This window comes from Bacillus solimangrovi (assembly GCF_001742425.1).
Lineage (GTDB): Bacteria > Bacillota > Bacilli > Bacillales > Bacillaceae_N > Bacillus_AV > Bacillus_AV solimangrovi.
The window spans coordinates 95,552-112,027 of record NZ_MJEH01000003.1; the positions used below are offsets into that span (position 1 = coordinate 95,552).

At 35.9% G+C, this 16,476-nt stretch carries 18 protein-coding genes; 10 read left to right on the forward strand and 8 right to left on the reverse strand.

Annotated features, from left to right (window positions below; translation table 11 throughout):
• Positions 1 to 46: 46 nt before the first annotated feature.
• From BFG57_RS01530 to BFG57_RS01550, 5 genes are all read right to left on the reverse strand, one after another.
• Positions 47 to 1,183 carry a bifunctional cystathionine gamma-lyase/homocysteine desulfhydrase gene (locus tag BFG57_RS01530; protein WP_069715697.1) on the reverse strand — a complete coding sequence of 379 codons (1,137 nt, stop codon included), beginning with the start codon at positions 1,181 to 1,183 and terminating at the stop codon, positions 47 to 49.
• A 124-nt stretch (positions 1,184 to 1,307) separates the two neighbouring features.
• Entirely contained in the window at positions 1,308 to 2,219 is a 912-nt protein-coding gene (locus tag BFG57_RS01535) for a PLP-dependent cysteine synthase family protein (protein WP_069715698.1), read from the reverse strand.
• Positions 2,220 to 2,234: 15 nt separating this feature from the next.
• Positions 2,235 to 2,699 (reverse strand): S-ribosylhomocysteine lyase, encoded by a 465-nt coding sequence (locus BFG57_RS01540; protein WP_069715699.1) that lies wholly within the window; start codon positions 2,697 to 2,699, stop codon positions 2,235 to 2,237.
• A 72-nt stretch (positions 2,700 to 2,771) separates the two neighbouring features.
• Positions 2,772 to 3,410: a class I SAM-dependent DNA methyltransferase gene (locus BFG57_RS01545; RefSeq protein ID WP_069715700.1), complete on the reverse strand. Its 639-nt coding sequence runs from the start codon at positions 3,408 to 3,410 to the stop codon at positions 2,772 to 2,774.
• 165 nt (positions 3,411 to 3,575) lie between these two features.
• Positions 3,576 to 4,169 carry a TetR/AcrR family transcriptional regulator gene (locus BFG57_RS01550; RefSeq protein ID WP_069715701.1) on the reverse strand — a complete coding sequence of 198 codons (594 nt, stop codon included), beginning with the start codon at positions 4,167 to 4,169 and terminating at the stop codon, positions 3,576 to 3,578.
• Between the two features lie 179 nt (positions 4,170 to 4,348).
• Here BFG57_RS01550 and BFG57_RS01555 point away from each other — a divergent pair, with 179 nt between their 5' ends.
• From BFG57_RS01555 to BFG57_RS01565, 3 genes are read left to right on the forward strand one after another with little or no spacing between them, the layout of a single operon-like run.
• Complete coding sequence (locus tag BFG57_RS01555; RefSeq protein ID WP_069715702.1) at positions 4,349 to 5,203, forward strand: ABC transporter ATP-binding protein; 855 nt, start codon at positions 4,349 to 4,351, stop codon at positions 5,201 to 5,203.
• Entirely contained in the window at positions 5,200 to 5,895 is a 696-nt protein-coding gene (locus BFG57_RS01560; RefSeq protein ID WP_069715703.1) for a fluoroquinolone export ABC transporter permease subunit, read from the forward strand. The genes BFG57_RS01555 and BFG57_RS01560 overlap by 4 nt, the downstream gene beginning before the upstream one ends.
• A 6-nt stretch (positions 5,896 to 5,901) precedes the next feature.
• The gene (locus BFG57_RS01565) at positions 5,902 to 6,627 is read left to right on the forward strand and encodes a hypothetical protein (protein WP_069715704.1); all 726 of its coding nucleotides are present in this window, start codon (positions 5,902 to 5,904) and stop codon (positions 6,625 to 6,627) included.
• Between the two features lie 121 nt (positions 6,628 to 6,748).
• Here BFG57_RS01565 and BFG57_RS01570 read toward each other — a convergent pair whose 3' ends face one another.
• Genes BFG57_RS01570 through BFG57_RS01580 form a run of 3 tightly spaced genes read right to left on the reverse strand, consistent with a single transcriptional unit; the run spans position 6,749 to position 9,316 of the window.
• Positions 6,749 to 8,317 (reverse strand): GMC family oxidoreductase, encoded by a 1,569-nt coding sequence (locus BFG57_RS01570; protein ID WP_069715705.1) that lies wholly within the window; start codon positions 8,315 to 8,317, stop codon positions 6,749 to 6,751.
• Positions 8,295 to 8,906, reverse strand: a complete 612-nt coding sequence (locus BFG57_RS01575) for a gluconate 2-dehydrogenase subunit 3 family protein (RefSeq protein ID WP_069715706.1) — start codon at positions 8,904 to 8,906, stop codon at positions 8,295 to 8,297. Before BFG57_RS01575 ends, BFG57_RS01570 begins: the two co-directional genes overlap by 23 nt.
• 11 nt (positions 8,907 to 8,917) lie before the next feature.
• Positions 8,918 to 9,316, reverse strand: coding sequence for a hypothetical protein (locus BFG57_RS01580; RefSeq protein ID WP_139125024.1), 399 nt, complete (start codon positions 9,314 to 9,316; stop codon positions 8,918 to 8,920).
• A gap of 198 nt (positions 9,317 to 9,514) precedes the next feature.
• Between BFG57_RS01580 and BFG57_RS01585 the strand changes: the two genes are divergently transcribed.
• The 7 genes from BFG57_RS01585 to BFG57_RS01615 form a co-directional block, all read left to right on the forward strand.
• Positions 9,515 to 9,946 carry a CBS domain-containing protein gene (locus BFG57_RS01585; RefSeq protein WP_069715708.1) on the forward strand — a complete coding sequence of 144 codons (432 nt, stop codon included), beginning with the start codon at positions 9,515 to 9,517 and terminating at the stop codon, positions 9,944 to 9,946.
• Between the two features lie 356 nt (positions 9,947 to 10,302).
• Positions 10,303 to 10,848, forward strand: coding sequence for a glycerol-3-phosphate responsive antiterminator (locus BFG57_RS01590; RefSeq protein ID WP_069715709.1), 546 nt, complete (start codon positions 10,303 to 10,305; stop codon positions 10,846 to 10,848).
• A 109-nt stretch (positions 10,849 to 10,957) separates the two neighbouring features.
• Entirely contained in the window at positions 10,958 to 11,518 is a 561-nt protein-coding gene (locus BFG57_RS01595) for a hypothetical protein (protein ID WP_069715710.1), read from the forward strand.
• A gap of 93 nt (positions 11,519 to 11,611) precedes the next feature.
• On the forward strand, positions 11,612 to 12,214 hold the full coding sequence (locus BFG57_RS01600; RefSeq protein WP_069715711.1) for a TetR/AcrR family transcriptional regulator: 603 nt from the start codon (positions 11,612 to 11,614) through the stop codon (positions 12,212 to 12,214).
• Between the two features lie 122 nt (positions 12,215 to 12,336).
• Positions 12,337 to 13,623: an MFS transporter gene (locus BFG57_RS01605; RefSeq protein WP_083249006.1), complete on the forward strand. Its 1,287-nt coding sequence runs from the start codon at positions 12,337 to 12,339 to the stop codon at positions 13,621 to 13,623.
• A gap of 81 nt (positions 13,624 to 13,704) precedes the next feature.
• Complete coding sequence (gene glpK, locus BFG57_RS01610) at positions 13,705 to 15,198, forward strand: glycerol kinase GlpK (RefSeq protein WP_069715713.1); 1,494 nt, start codon at positions 13,705 to 13,707, stop codon at positions 15,196 to 15,198.
• A 195-nt stretch (positions 15,199 to 15,393) separates the two neighbouring features.
• Positions 15,394 to 16,476 (forward strand): glycerol-3-phosphate dehydrogenase/oxidase (locus BFG57_RS01615; protein ID WP_139125025.1); only part of this gene is annotated, 1,083 nt, incomplete at its 3' end.

Sequence of the window (16,476 nt, forward strand, 5' to 3'; positions counted from 1 at the left end):
AAACGCCCGTAGGAGAAATCTCTTACGGACGTTTTATATTTAACAATTACGCTTTCAAAGCTTCGTCTAGGTCTTCAATTAGATCTTCAACATCTTCTAGTCCAACAGAAATACGAATTAAACCATCTGCAATCCCTAGTTCTAAACGACGCTCACGCGGAATAGAAGCGTGTGTCATTTTAGGAGGCATGGAGATAAGACTTTCAACAGCACCTAAGCTTTCTGCAAGAGTGAAAAATCTCGTCTTCTCAAGTACACGTAATGCCTTCTCTTCGCTGCCGACATCGAATGATACCATACCGCCGAAACCACGAGCTTGCTTTTTATGTGTTTCATGACCCTGATGTGATAAAAGACCAGGATAATAGATCTTCTTCACGACTGGATGATTGCTTAGAAATTCAACGATTTTTTTCGTATTTTCTTCAGTTTCTTCCATACGAATCCCAAGCGTTTTAATTCCTCTCATTAACAACCATGAGTCTTGTGGTCCAAGAACAGCACCAGCTGAGTTTTGGATGAAATGCATGTCTTCTGCAAGTTGTTCACTATTGACTACAGCAAGCCCTGCAACCACATCGCTGTGCCCTCCTAAATATTTTGTGGCACTATGAAGAACGATGTCAGCACCTGAGTCAATTGGGTTTTGCCAGTATGGTGTGCTGAATGTATTATCAACAATTAACAGTAGGTTATGTTCCTTTGCAATCGTAGACGTTGCATTTAAATCAGTTACTTTTAGAAGTGGGTTTGTTGGAGTTTCCACATAAATTGCCTTCGTGTTATCCTTGATTGCCGCTTTTATGCTATCAAGATTACTTGTATCTACAAACGTGATCTCTAAATCAAATCTGTCTAATACTTTAGACATTAAGCGATACGTACCACCATACACATCATCTGTAAGAATGATATGGTCACCAGTTTTAAATAACATCATGATTGACGTAATAGCTGCCATACCTGAAGCATAAGCGAAACCAGTTTTACCACCTTCAAGGTCAGCGATTAATTTTTCTAGAGCATGTCGAGTTGGATTACCTGTACGTGAATACTCATAACCACGAAAGTTTCCTACACCATCTTGTTTATATGTGCTTACTTGATAGATTGGAACAGATACAGCACCTGTATGCTCGTCACCACTAATTCCGCCGTGTATGAGTTGTGTTTTTTTACGCATCTATTTTTCACTCCTTCAATCGTTTAATATGATGAAAAAAAGCACCCTTAGTATCAAAGTATCGAGAGAGGGTGCATACATTTAAGCATCATCAACTGTTGCTTATTATCGTTATCAAATTTACTTAATAGATTCCTTGACTTAAATAGCGTTCACTACTATCTGCAAATATTGTAACAATATTCGTTCCTGGTTCAGCTTGTTGTGCTTCACGAAGAGCGGCTTCCATAGCTGCTCCAGATGAGCTACCAACGAGTAAGCCTTCTTTTATAGCGAGTTCTTTTACTCGTGCGAAAGCATCCTCATCTGTAATCGTATGAATAGCGTTGAAATAGTCCTTATTCATATAATCAGGTAAGAATTCCATGCCGATTCCTTCTGTTTTATGAGGACCAACCTCACCACCATTAATGATCGAGCCTTCAGGTTCTACGATTACCGTTTTTATATTTGGATTTTGATCTTTCAAATAACGAGCCGTTCCCATGAAAGTACCACCTGTACCAGCTCCTGCGATAAAGACGTTCATATTCCCATCAAGAGCCTCATAGATTTCTGGTCCAAGTGTTTTATAGTACGTTTCAGGGTTAGCTGGATTACCGAATTGTTGCGGGCAATACGAGTTAGGAATGTCCTCAAGTAACTCTTGGGCTTTTTTAATTGCACCACGCATACCATCGGATGTTGGTGTATTAATGACCTTTGCTCCTAATGCGCGCATTAGTGTTTGTTTTTCAATACTGAATTTTTCAGGTGTTACAAAGATAACTTGAACATTTCGACCAACAGCAGCTAGTGCAAGACCGATTCCTGTGTTACCAGCTGTTGGTTCAATAATAGTTCCACCTTCAGTAATGTGCCCTTCTTTAAGCGCAACATCTAATAGCTCTTGCCCGAGTCTATCCTTAATGCTACCACCTGGGTTAAAATATTCTAATTTTGCAAATAAGCGCACCCCTTCTGGAAGTGCAAATTGAGTTATTTCCAGAAGAGGCGTCTTTCCAATCAATTCATGAACATTGCGATAGAATTTCATGCAAGCACCTCAAGTTTATGCGAAGACTTCTGTCCACTCATCTTTTTTAGAAAGCATTTCTTTTGCAACTTCTTGTGCTCCTTCTAAGCTATGGCTAGCAGCCCATCCGCATTGAACTTCATTACAAGCAGGTACTTCAGTTGCGTTTGTTACATCAATTAGAGTCTTTTCAAGTGTTTCTAAAATTTCATCGTAGTTATCATGATTAATAACAGATAGGTAGAAGCCAGTTTGACATCCCATTGGTCCAACATCAATTACACAATTTAAGTGATTGCGAATAAACTCTGCCATCATATGTTCTAAAGAGTGTAAAGATGGCATCTCCATATGCTCTTTATTCGGTTGACAGAAGCGGATATCATATTTATAAATTTTATCGCCATTTACACCTTCAGTAATTCCGACAAGACGAACATAAGGTGCAACTACTTTTGTATGGTCAAGGTTAAAGCTTTCAACGTTCATTTTTTCAGCCATGTTATTCATCTCCTTAATATAATTTCTATCATTCAAGAACGTCACGTTAAACTTAAGAATGTGACTATGAACCTACTGTTTCGTAGCTGTAATGAGGAAAACGAAGTCATTCATTCGTTTAAATGTAACATTGAACCCGTGTTTTGTGAAAAGTGTTTGTAATACTTCAATTGTAGTATAATACTCTGTCTTTAAATCTTGTGCAAGATTCAAAAAGGTATGCTGTTCAGCCTTGTTAATCATATCGAGTTTTGCTTGTTCATCCTCAAATACAGTATCAGCAAAAACTACTTTTCCATTTGTTTTTAACATTTTGCTATATAGAGAGATTGCCTTATCCTTCTCAGAATCTGTCAAATGGTGAAAGGCATACGTGCTAGTAATGCTATCAAACGGTTCAGTAGGCATTTTGAAATCGAGAAAATCACCATCAACAATTGTAACATTTTTTAGCTTATTAGTCGCTAGGCTTCTCATGGAAGAAGAAGGTTCAACACCATATATATTTCGTCCTTTTGCAATTAATTTCTCTGTAAGATTGCCAGTACCAACACCAAATTCTAATACATGGCCATATGTTTCATTAGCAGTTTTTTCTAATATTAAATCGTAATTTACGAAAACATCTCTATATTCAAGGTCACGCCCTGTGACGGTTTCATCATAGCCTTGAGCCCAATCATCAAATAGCTCAATAAATTCACGCCCCATATATGCTCAACTCCTTTGAAAAATTAATTCATATTATTAAGGTATGAATTATAGGATTTAATGATACTATAGCAAAAAAATAAAACACTGACAACTTTTGAGATTGTCAGTGCTTGTATACATGAACGAATGATTTTGTTATAAATTTACGCTAAAAATTTAACGTTACTTTTTCCCAATTAATCCATAGAAGAATAAATGTAACATTTCTTCTGTTATTTTCGTAAGAGATGCTGGATCCGTATGTAACAACGGATTTTTTCGTATTTCATTTGAGAACATATTAAGGTAGAAAAAGATTGATTGATCGGACAGCGTTTCGTCTATGAAACCTGATTGCCTACCTTCTTGTATTAACTGTTGAAGTAGCGGAAATGATCTTTCATTTGAGTATTGTGTAACGAGCTCTTCAATATCCTTTCGATCTGAAACTAATAAATAGATAAAATCAGGGCTGTATGTAGAAGAAAACGTTAGCTTTTGTTCCATGAGGGATTTTATCTTTTCAGTGAAAGGAGCTTCAATAAGAATCGCTTGTTCAAAAATTTGCATTTGTTGTTCTAGAAAAGTATTTGCAACTTCATATATGAGCTTATCTTTGTTTATAAAGTAATTATAAATCGTAACTTGTGATACATTTGCTTTCTTTGCAATATCTTGAATGTTCGTTTCTTGTACTCCATTTTTCGAAAAAAGAGTTAATGCTGCTTCAAGAATCTGTTCTTTCTTCGCTTCCTTACGCCTTTCAAAGCCATTCATCGTATGTCCACCTCTGTCCTTCTGTTATTGCTTTGTTCATTATTATTATAATACAAAGTGAAAGATATGAAAAATTGTCAATAAAATATTTCAAAACTTATTGCAGTTCAATATGGAAAGGCGTAAAATATGAAATATAAAAGGTTATATATTTCAAAACTTTGAAGAGGGTGATACAAGTGATTTATGTAAATAATTTAGTTTTCACCTATCCTGGTAACAAAGAACCAACATTGAAAGGAATAGATTTTCAAGTTCGTAAAGGAGAAATCTTTGGATTTCTAGGACCGAGCGGATCAGGTAAAAGTACAACACAGAACTTACTGATTGGGTTGTATAAGCAGTATGGAGGTGTTGCTAAGGTATTTGATACTGAAGTACATCTTTTACGAGATGATTATTATGAAAAAATTGGTGTGGGATTTGAATTACCAAATCACTATCAAAAAATGACTGCACTTGAGAATCTGAATTTCTTTCGCTCTTTATACAGAAAGAAAACAAAGGATCCAGAAGAAATTTTACAATTGTTAGGATTGTTAGAAGATAAAGATAAGCGCGTTTCTGACTTTTCTAAAGGTATGCAAATGCGATTAAATATTGCTCGAGCACTAATCCATGACCCTGATTTACTTTTTATGGATGAACCAACGACAGGTTTAGATCCTGTTAATGCAAGGCGTGTAAAAGATATCATCTTCAATCTAAAGCAAGAAGGAAAGACCATTTTTCTAACAACACACAATATGAATGTGGCAGACGAACTATGTGATCGTGTCGCATTTATTGTAGATGGGCAAATTAGCTTAATTGATTCACCAAAAGCGTTGAAATTACAGTATGGAGAACCTGTTATTCAAGTAACTTATTTAGATGAAGGAATGATGAAGACGGAAGATTTTGTACTTGACGGGTTAGGGAATAATCCAGATTTCCTGCAGTTTATTAAAAGCAATAAGTTAAAATCAATTCATACGAAGGAAGCGACGCTTGAAAGTATTTTTATTGAAGTGACTGGGCGTGAGTTAGTATGAGCAGACTGCAGGCTACATTAACAATGGATCTACGGATGCAATGGCGTTATCGTTTTGTGCATGCAGCGATATTTATTACGATTGTTTGGTTACTCGTTTTATGGTTAATACCTCAAGATTACATGAGTTTGATAATACCAGTTGTGATTTTTGCAGACTTAGGTGTTGTTGGATTTTATTTGTTAGCTGGAGTAGTGATTTATGAAAAGAATGAATCGACTATACGTGCTTTAGTTGTGACACCTCTACCGTTTAGAGAATATTTCATTTCTAAGTTAATTTCTTTTACGTTAATGGCTCTTTGCATTTCACTCGTTATTATCATTCTCTTTGCAGGGGGAGAGGTGAACTATTTAACGATAATGATCGGAACGGTCTTCACATCCATTATTGCTTTAATGGTTGCATTCATTGCAGTTGCACGTTATCGAACAATTAGTGCATTTCTTATGCCCTCTCAATTCTATATTTTGTTTATGAGTTTGCCGATGTTAAATTACTTTGACTGGTTTCAAACAAAGTGGTTTTACTTAATTCCAACTCAAGCATCTTTTCTTTTGTTAGAAGGAGGGTTTAGGCCGTTAACATTAATTGAATGGTCATATGCCATCGGTTATCATGTTCTTTCGTTTATTGTGTTATACGTTATTGCTCGTCAATTGTATACTTCCTATTTAGTGAAAGGTAGGTGAGTGAGATTGTGGAGATCCTTAGCAGTAAATGATGTGAAAAGTATTCGGCGTGATTCATTGCTCGTTTATGTCCTATTCATGCCATTTCTAATCGTGATTATGCTTCGTGTGCTTATGCCAGTTGCTGATAGATTCTTTGCTGAACAATATGGAATTGACGTGAACGAATATACTGCGTTGATTTTGAGCTTTTTCTTTGTTTTACAAGTGCCACTCATTTTTGGGTTAGTGTTTGGCTTTTTAATATTAGATGAACGTGATGAAAATACGTTACTTGCACTACGAGTTACCCCTTTGTCGATGAAGGTGTATATGTCGTATAGGATGGGTTCTATATTCTTGTTCACTTTGTTTTACATTTTGCTCTTATTACCATTTACAAGAGTCTATCGAATTGAATTATTTATAGATACGCTTCTAATCGTACTTCTTTCTGGGCTGTTCTCTTTATTTGTCTTGTTGTTTTTAGCTACGTTCGCTAGTAATAAAGTAGAAGGGCTCGCACTGATGAAGGGACTTGGGATTCTATTTCTTGGCCCAATTGCTTCTTATTTCATCACATCGAATTGGCAGTATATGTTTGGGATATTGCCTACTTATTGGCCAGTAAAAGCATTCTGGGAAATGTGGGATGGAGAGTCCTATTGGTTCAGCTTATTAATTGGAGGTATTTATTTCACATTTCTAAATTGGGTGATGTTCAAACGTTTCATTAAGAAAACGATAGCTTAATGAATGGAATGTATAGTGTTGTATGTTCTCTATAATAAGTAGATATAATTTAAAAACAAAGCTTCCAGGTTGATTATATGTTTAGGAAGCTTTGTTTTTTTTAGGTTCAATAATAAAACTTTTAGTTAATTAAATTTCCTTTACGGTATTCTTCTAAAATATATTCTGCACTTCTTAGTGCAAGTGCATAAACTGTAAATGTTGGGTTTGCACTTGGTGCTGTTACAAATGTAGGTGTTCCGATTATAAATAAGTTGCTCACATCGTGTGTTTGTCCAAAGCTATTGACTACAGATTCATTGGTGTTATCTCCCATACGACAACCACCTAATAAATGTGCTGTAGTTTTTAGATGATAAAATGATTTTCCACCTGAAGCTTCTGCAAGTTCTGTTAACTTCTGTTTTGCTGCATTGCGTATTGAATGATCATTTTTAGAATAATTCATATGTACTTCAGGAATTGGCACACCAAATTCATCTACTTGATCGGATAACTTTATACAATTTTCATGAGAGGGTAACATCTCACCGAGCATTGCGAAAGATCCATAGAAGTTGTAATCAAGCATAAAATTACGCAACGTTTCTCCCCATAAATGTTCATTGTTTTCGTTGAAAAGGCGTGCAAGACGAACAGGTCGTGAACCGTACGAGTTTAAGAGAAAACCACGTGCATAATTTCCCGTTTTTTCTCCTTCTTCGTATGGATCAAGTGTGAGTGCTTGAACTGGATTTCCACGATACATACGAATTTCTTCGTCGAACTTAACAATCATTTGGTCATTCATATTTGCCATTAAATACTTGCCAACAAGTCCTGATGAATTAGCTAACCCGTTCGGAAAAAGGTTGCTTTTTGAATGAAGCAGTAGTCTCGGCGTTTCAATCGCATGGCTCGCTAGAACGACAACATTCGCAGTCTGTATGAATTGCTTACCATTGTATATATAACGAACTCCGTGTATTTTACCTTGATTATTAAGTAATACTTCAATAACTCTTGTATTAGCTTGAATAGAAACACCATTTTTTTGTGCAAGAGGGATAAATGAATTAAGTGGTGTTGTTTTAGCGTCGGGCATACAACCTTCTTCACAAAAGCCACGGTTAATACAAGGGTGGCGATTTCCATATGGAGCAGATAAAATCGCCAGTGGTGAGACAGTATGGTTCATACCTAGACTTTCACATCCAGCACGAAATTTTAGAGCGTTATTACCTAAGTCATGATGCTGAGGAAGAGGGAATTTTCCTCCATAGGGCTTCCAAGGAAACTGTGCTGGACCCGAGAAAAGTAGGGTTTTCTGTATTTTATCATAATATGGTGCTACATCTTCATAACGTATAGGCCAATCCTGACCGACAGATTGTATTGATTTTGTTTTGAAGTCTGAATGATGAAACCGTAACATCTGAGCAGTATAGTGGACAGCACTTCCCCCTACTCCCTTTCCAGAATTATTACGTGAAAGATTAATCGGATCTTTCCCCATGCTTATACGTGGCTCATTCCAAAAGAGCTTCTCCATTTCTAGTTCGTCACTTGCAAAGTCTTGAAGTGGTTCACGAAATGGACCGGCATCTAGACAGCTAACGGATAAGCCTGCTTCACTCAAATAATAGGCAAGCGTGCTACCAGAAGCTCCAGTACCGACGATACATATATCAACGTGTGGAAGTTGAGTCATGAAGAGGTGCCTCCGAATTGTCAAATTGCTTTGGTCCAAATGCATAATAGCCATGTGGAAATGCAGGTCCGCCGAAACCAATATGTGACCATATCGAAGGATCGGAATAGACGATTGGAATTAACTCAGCGGTTAACGTTTTGAAAAATTCCACAGATGTTACTGCCTTCCAAACGTTATTAGTTGTATCACCAACAAACCATTGTGTAATAAGTTTTTGTTGCTGTTCTTTCTCTAATTGAATAAAGGGTAACTGGTGTAACAAAATACACTCTTCATCAATATGTTTTAATCCAGTGTCAATTACAGTTGTCTTGGGAAGCGTAGTTCCAGGGCGATAGCCACGAATGGATCCTTTTGAACATCGTTCATCAAAGATATCGATGATATGAATTGAAATTTCACCGAGATGAGATGGAAAGATGTGATGAGATAGATCAGTAAGGATCTCACGTTCCATCGTGCTGAAATAACTTGAATGTTTTGGCTTAAAACGTTCTTGGATAACTTGTCGAGTATGCTCATCCCACTCATCTTTATGCTTTAACACGTTGTAATGTGGGTAATAAGTTTTCTTAAGGTCGTCCATGTATTTCCTCCTCAGTTCAAAAAGAGTACTAAAATATTTGCGAATCCCAATAGAGAAATAAGCAATGGAAGGACAAATGGTGGACCACTCATCGTATTTTCAATATTAAATCCACCTGTTCGATCTTGAATTGCTTTTATATGATAAAAAGTCCCAATAACACCTGTGAAAATAGCAATAATCGATAAAGTAAATAGAACCCATTTCAAAAAGTCATTTAAAATAAAACTGTTAAATAATCCAAAAAAAACTAGTAATGGTAAGGTTATAACAGGTAACCACATTGGTTTTCGATGAAACTTTCCACGTTTGTGTGAGAGTGTAACTTGGATAAGCAATAACAAATAAGCGATACTGAGCACAAGGATAAGTATTCTTCCTAATTCCCAACCATCCCAAGAGTTGTTCACAATGCCTTCCTCCCTTTTGAAGAAGCCTTTTAAACCATTTATCATCAAACTTACCACTCTAAACCTTTGGTCATAAAATTAACTTTACTCATATTGTGGCAAGCAAAACTGTTTCTATGTAATTTTTAACAAAAATTTATATGCAATATTTTTGAGAGAAGAAGACACAATAACTTTTGAAAGGGGAGGTTTTTAACTATGAACCAATCGATCCGAAATCTTATGAGCTCCAATGTTGTTACAATTGATGCACAACAATCCGTGCAAGAAGCAGCACAGCTAATGAGCCAACATAACATTGGTGTGTTACCTGTAACACAAAATGGTCAAGTTTGTGGGATGATCACAGATCGTGATATTACGTTACGTGACACTGCAAAAGGTCAAGGTGGGAATGAACCGGTATCCCAAGTTATGACGAATAATGTAGTACAAGCGACACCAGACATGGATGTTAACCAAGTGTCACAATTAATGTCACAAAACCAAATTCGTAGAATTCCTGTCGTTGAAAACGGTCAGGTTGTCGGTATGTTCTCGCTAGGTGATATGGCAACGAATGAACAAACTGATCATCAAGCAGAAGAAACGCTTACGAATATTTCGAAACCATCTGAGCCTAATCATTAATCCTAGGAGCACCTGTTTAATTGCAGGTGCTTTCTTTAGTTAGTGATAGTTCGTACAAATATAGTTCATCCAAACATCATTTATATGAGTTCATAATTCATCTCATCGAAAAATAAAAATAACCTGTTTATCCAATGTCCTATTACATAATAACGGTAGTAAGATGTGTTGAGCTTTTTTAATTTATAATTGAAGGAAATGAGCATCAGTTTGAGGAATTTTAAACCATAATGATTTGGGTGCTTTGTTAAATAAAATGTTATGGTACTTATGAAATAAAGGTGAGAGTCATTTCTCATAGGATAGAAAGCTAGTATCCTATGGTTATTTGATTTTTTAGGTGAAGGGTGAGCATATTGTCGTTTCAAAACCAAACAATTTTACCATCTGTACGAAATATGAAAGAGTTTGATCAATTATTAAGTAGTGATTATGAATATTTAGTGTTACTTGATAGCCATGTTGGCCAAGTGAAGAACATTGTTGAAACTGCTAAAAAGTATAATAAAAAAATGTTTTTACATGTAGACTTAATTCAAGGATTGAAAAATGATGAATTTGCAACGGAATACTTATGTCAGCATGTGAAGCCAGCTGGTCTTATTTCAACTAGGGCTAATGTGATTATGACTGCAAAGAAGAAGGGTGTCTATGCAGTACAACGACTGTTTCTACTTGATACGAATGCGCTAGAAAAAAGTTATCGACTAATTGAAAAAACACAACCTGATTTTATTGAAGTTATGCCAGGAATTATTCCTCATATGATTGCTGAGGTTAAGGAACGAACGAACATTCAAATTTTTGCGGGTGGTTTAATTCGCTCACAGGAGGAAGTAAATGCTGCATTAGCATCAGGTGCCATTGCAGTTACAACTTCAATGCAAGATTTTTGGAAGTAAATAGAGTTTATTTCATTCATATACACATATTAACTAAAATGGAAAAATAACTAAAGATAAGCGTAATTCTGTCGATTATTAGAATGAGTGATTCTGAGGAGGTGCTAGTATGAATATTAGTAGCAATGTTTATAAACCGTCATTTTCGCATCAGAATGTTAGTAAACAAAGGACGGAGAAAACTATCGAATCTGATCAAAAAGATAATGGATTTGCACTTAATCAATTAAACGATACGTCCACATTAAATATTAAAAAAGAAAAGAAAGTAATAAAGCAAATAGATTCAAGGAATTTTCTGAAATTCCCTCCAGAAAATGCATCTGAAGAGGTGAAGGAAGCTTTTGATAATCTAAGTGAGGCGGAGAAAAAGGCATTTTCTCCATTACATGTACTTCATATGGTAAGACAGTTAACACCTGGAGGTTATAACTCTTTCTTAAATCAAATTAACGGCCTACACAAATCGTTAACTGATGGTTCATTAAAAACGGTACAAATGTACAATGATTTTTTTAATAAAAAAGATTTTTCTTATGAGCAGTTTGCAAGTGAAATGATAAGAGCGTGGGAAAAGTCAAAACAGTTTAATTCACCAGAAAACTACCAGGAAAGAAAGGCAGCTTTAGTGAGGTTTCAAAAAAATTTACTCGAAAAGGGAGATAACTAAAATACTAATGAGATTGACAAATATTAGTATTTTAGTTAATGTTGTATTAATGATTGATTAATCAATCATTAATACAAGTATAGGAGATGTAACATGCCTTTATCTGAACAACAAATTTTAATCATGAAACAAAAGAGAGAAAAGATTTTACAAGAAGCTATCGTGCTATTTTCAAGGCTCGGTTATGAAGGTACAACGATAAAAAAAGTAGCTGCTGCATCAGGTGTTAGCTTCGGTACGGTCTTCACATATTTTGAGAATAAAGATCAGCTTTTTCATGCTGCAATAGTTGAACCACTTGAAGAATATCGTTCTGAACTACTTGACTTCAATCCAAATGAAACAGATGTATTCGTTGAACTTGAGAAAATGGTTACAAATCATATTAAAATTTTTTCTGAATTAAGCGAGTATTTGAGTTTGATTGTTCATATTATCGGACAACATCATCGTTTTGAAACGACGTTTAAAGAAATCGACCAATTTTATAACGAGTTTAGAGAAAAACTTGTTGAGTTAATTACTAGTGGCCAAGATGCAGGAATATTATTTGAACAAGAACCAATACACGTTGCGACAGCTTATTTTAGCCTCTTGATGGGAATTAGACTTAATACACCAGATGGAGCAGATGATCAATTTTGGGTGAATATTATACCTATAGCGATCCAACTATTTGGTCTGAAAAGAAGTTAGCTTCATTGCTTAGTAAATGAGACTGATTAACATAATAAATGGAGTTCACAATCATCACGAAGAAATTCATCGTTAACATGTGTTAAGGAGCATGGTTTTATTATAATCAAGGGGTGATGAGAGTGGGTTTTTTGAAGTTTAACTCTACCATTCAATTAAGGCTTATATTGTTATTTATAACAACGATGGCAACGATGTCGGTGACACCATATTTAGTTATCTATTTTTCTACTCAAGTAGGAACCCTTATTACAGGATTCATGTTTTTAGGTGTCATGATAGCAACGGTCGTTGGTTCTTTCTTAGGTGGATATGTATCTGACAAAATAGGGCGTAAGAAAGTCATCGTTTTAGCAGAAACGATCGTATTTATTGGATTTATTTGTGCAGCAGTGGTTAATTCCCCTTGGTTCAACCTTCCTTATGTAACATTTTTATTGTTTGTATTGATTCATTTAAGTACAGGAGCGGCAGAACCTGTTTACCAAGCACTTATTATAGATATTAGTGATGCAAACGATAGAAAATTAATCTATACATATTCGTACTGGTTACGAAACTTAGCAGCTGCAATTGGGGCAATGGCTGGTGCTTTTCTATTCTATGAGTATCATTTCTACTTATTTATAGGAGTAGCTCTCTTTACTTTACTTTCTCTTATTCTTACGATTATGTTTATTAAAGAAACTTACAAGCCTGTCCAAACAACAATTCATCGTTCATCAAAAGTAAAAAAATCAACCCACATCTTGGACTTCTTCTCTTCATATAGAAGTATTATGAAGCATAAATCATTTGTTGCATTAGCGATAGCTAACTTATTCATTTTATCTGCTGAGGAGCAGTTAACAAACTTAATTGGAATTCGTTTGATTAATGAAATTGATTCTCCTGTACAAATAATATCGTTTTTTCCTTTTGAAGTAGATGGAATGAATCTAGTAGGTATTTTGAAATCAGAAAATACAATATTAGTTGTATGCTTAACAATAGTAGTTTCTTATATTATGCAACATGTTAAAGATCGAGCTGTTTTAATTAGTGGCGTATTTCTCTACTTCATCGGTTATACGATTATCAGTTTTAGTAATATGCCATTAATACTACTACTAGCAATGTTCATTGCATCAATAGGGGAATTAATGCATATTCCAGTGAAACAAACACTTTTAGCAAATATGGTTCCAGATGATTCGCGAAGTACATATATGGCATTTTACTCCATTACTTCAATCGTTGGTGTAAGTACTGCGGGTCTATTCATTATCATTAGTAAATGGATCGAGACGTATATGATATCTACAATAATCGGTTTAATGGGTGTCCTAAGTATGATCTTATTAGTTAGAATTACACGATCTGACAGTGTAGAAACATCTAATCAACAGCTTATTTCTAAAGGGCACTAGAACCTAGAACGATTAGTGAAGATTAAAGGGATAGTTACTTAGATTAACGAAGATATAATATAGATGAGAGGAGCAATCAAAATGGAAAAGAAATATATTTTATCACTTGATCAAGGTACAACAAGCTCACGTGCAATTCTTTTTAACAAAGCAGGTGAAATTGTTCATACGTCACAACGAGAATTTACACAATATTTCCCACAACCTGGATGGGTAGAGCATAATGCGAATGAAATTTGGAGTTCAATTCTAGCTGTTATTGCGGGTGCATTATCTGAATCAGGAACAAAGGCTGAGCAAGTTGCTGGTATCGGTATTACGAATCAGCGTGAAACAACAGTCGTGTGGGATAAACATACAGGTCAACCAGTATATAATGCACTCGTCTGGCAATCACGCCAAACATCTGATATTTGTAACGAACTGAAGGAGCAAGGACTTAATGATTTATTTCGTGAAAAAACAGGGTTGTTAATCGATGCATACTTCTCTGGTACAAAAGTGAAGTGGATTCTTGATAATGTTGAAGGAGCAAGAGAAAGAGCAGAGAAAGGAGACCTATTATTTGGAACAATTGATACGTGGTTAATTTGGAAGCTGTCAGGTGGAAAAGCACACGTAACTGATTATTCCAATGCATCCCGAACATTAATGTATAACATTTATGAACAGCGATGGGATGACGAGTTGCTTGAAATCTTGAATGTACCAAAAGGGATGTTACCAGAAGTACGTTCATCTTCAGAGGTGTATGCTGATACAGTAGATTACCATTTCTTTGGTCAGAATGTTCCGATTTCAGGAGCTGCAGGTGACCAACAAGCTGCATTATTTGGTCAGGCATGTTATGAAGAGGGCATGGCGAAGAATACATACGGTACTGGTTGTTTCATGCTTATGAATACTGGAGAAAAAGCAGTGAAATCAGATCATGGTTTGTTAACAACAATTGCATGGGGTGTTGATGGCAAAGTAGAATATGCACTCGAAGGCAGTATCTTTGTAGCGGGTTCAGCAATTCAATGGTTACGTGATGGATTAAGGATGTTTAAAGATGCAGCTGATAGTGAAGTTTATGCTTCTAAGGTTCCCTCAACAGATGGTGTGTATGTTGTTCCTGCATTTGTCGGATTAGGTACACCATATTGGGATAGTGATGTACGTGGTGCAATATTTGGTCTTACTCGAGGAACTGAGAAAGAGCATTTTGTACGAGCTACACTTGAATCACTTGCGTATCAGACGAAGGATGTATTAGGTTCCATGGAGAAGGATTCGGGAATTTCGTTGAAAACACTACGTGTTGATGGTGGCGCAATTAAAAACAATTTCTTAGCTCAATTTCAAAGTGATATCTTGAATGTGCCAGTTGAGCGTCCAGTTATTAATGAGACAACTGCTCTTGGTGCAGCGTATCTTGCTGGACTTGCAGTAGGTTTCTGGAGAGACAAAAATGAAATTGCAGAACAGTGGAGAATTGAGAGACAATTTGAACCAGTTATGGAGCTTGACCGACGTGAAGAACTTTATGATGGTTGGAAAAAGGCTGTACGTGCAACGATGATTTATAAGTAATGTAAGTAAATTTAGATAATTATAGTAAGCTAGCTTTCTATGTAAGCGCATGCTATACTGAATTTAAGTTAATATATAGGTTGGAGACATGGAGAAACCGTAACTCCCTAGAATTATTATTTCTAGGGCTTGTTACGGTTTTTTTTTATTTGTTGTTTGGATATAAATAGTAATAGAACGAAGGGGGAATCACATATGCAATCTACAATCTCAAGCTTAGAACGTGGGAGTATAAAACGACAGTTATCAGAGCGTGATTATGATTTGTTGGTGATCGGTGGAGGCATTACAGGTGCAGGGATTGCACTTGATGCAGCGAGTAGAGGTATGAATGTAGCTCTTGTTGAGATGCAGGACTATGCTGCAGGAACATCGAGTAGATCTACAAAGTTGGTACACGGTGGATTACGATACTTAAAACAACTGGAAGTGAAAATGGTTGCTGAAGTAGGGAAGGAACGTGCGATCGTTTATGAAAATGGTCCACATGTAACAACACCAGAGTGGATGATGTTGCCGATATATGAAAATGGCACGTTTGGGAAAATCAGTACGTCTATTGGATTGCGTGTCTATGATTATTTAGCTGGAGTAAAACGAACTGAAAGACGGTCTATGCTTACGCGTGAAGAAACGTTAAATTTAGAGCCTAACCTGAAGAGATCAGGATTAAAGGGTGGCGGATATTATGTCGAGTATCGAACGGATGACGCACGTTTAACGATAGAAGTGTTAAAAAAAGCGGTTGAATATGGTGCAACAGTATTAAATTATGCTAAAGTAGAAAGTTTTAAATATGAATCTGGAAAGATAGTTGGTGTAAATGTAGCTGACCAATTAAATGCAGACACAATTACAATTCAAGCGAAGAAGATTGTTAATGCTACAGGTCCATGGGTAGATACATTACGAGAAAAAGATAAATCGAAAAAAGGTAAAACGTTGCATCATACAAAAGGAATCCATCTCGTCTTTGATCAATCCGCGTTTCCTCTAAAACAAGCTGTATATTTTGATACACCTGATGGACGGATGGTATTTGCGATTCCACGCGATGGTAAAACGTATGTAGGCACGACGGATACAACCTACAATGATAATCTTGCACACCCACGAATGACAATAGAAGATAAAGAATATGTGTTAGACGCAATTCACTTTATGTTCCCATCTATTCGAGTAACAGAAGCCGATATTGAGTCTAGTTGGACTGGACTTCGCCCACTTATTCATGAAGAAGGTAAAGATCCTTCAGAAATTTCTCGTAATGTATCTACC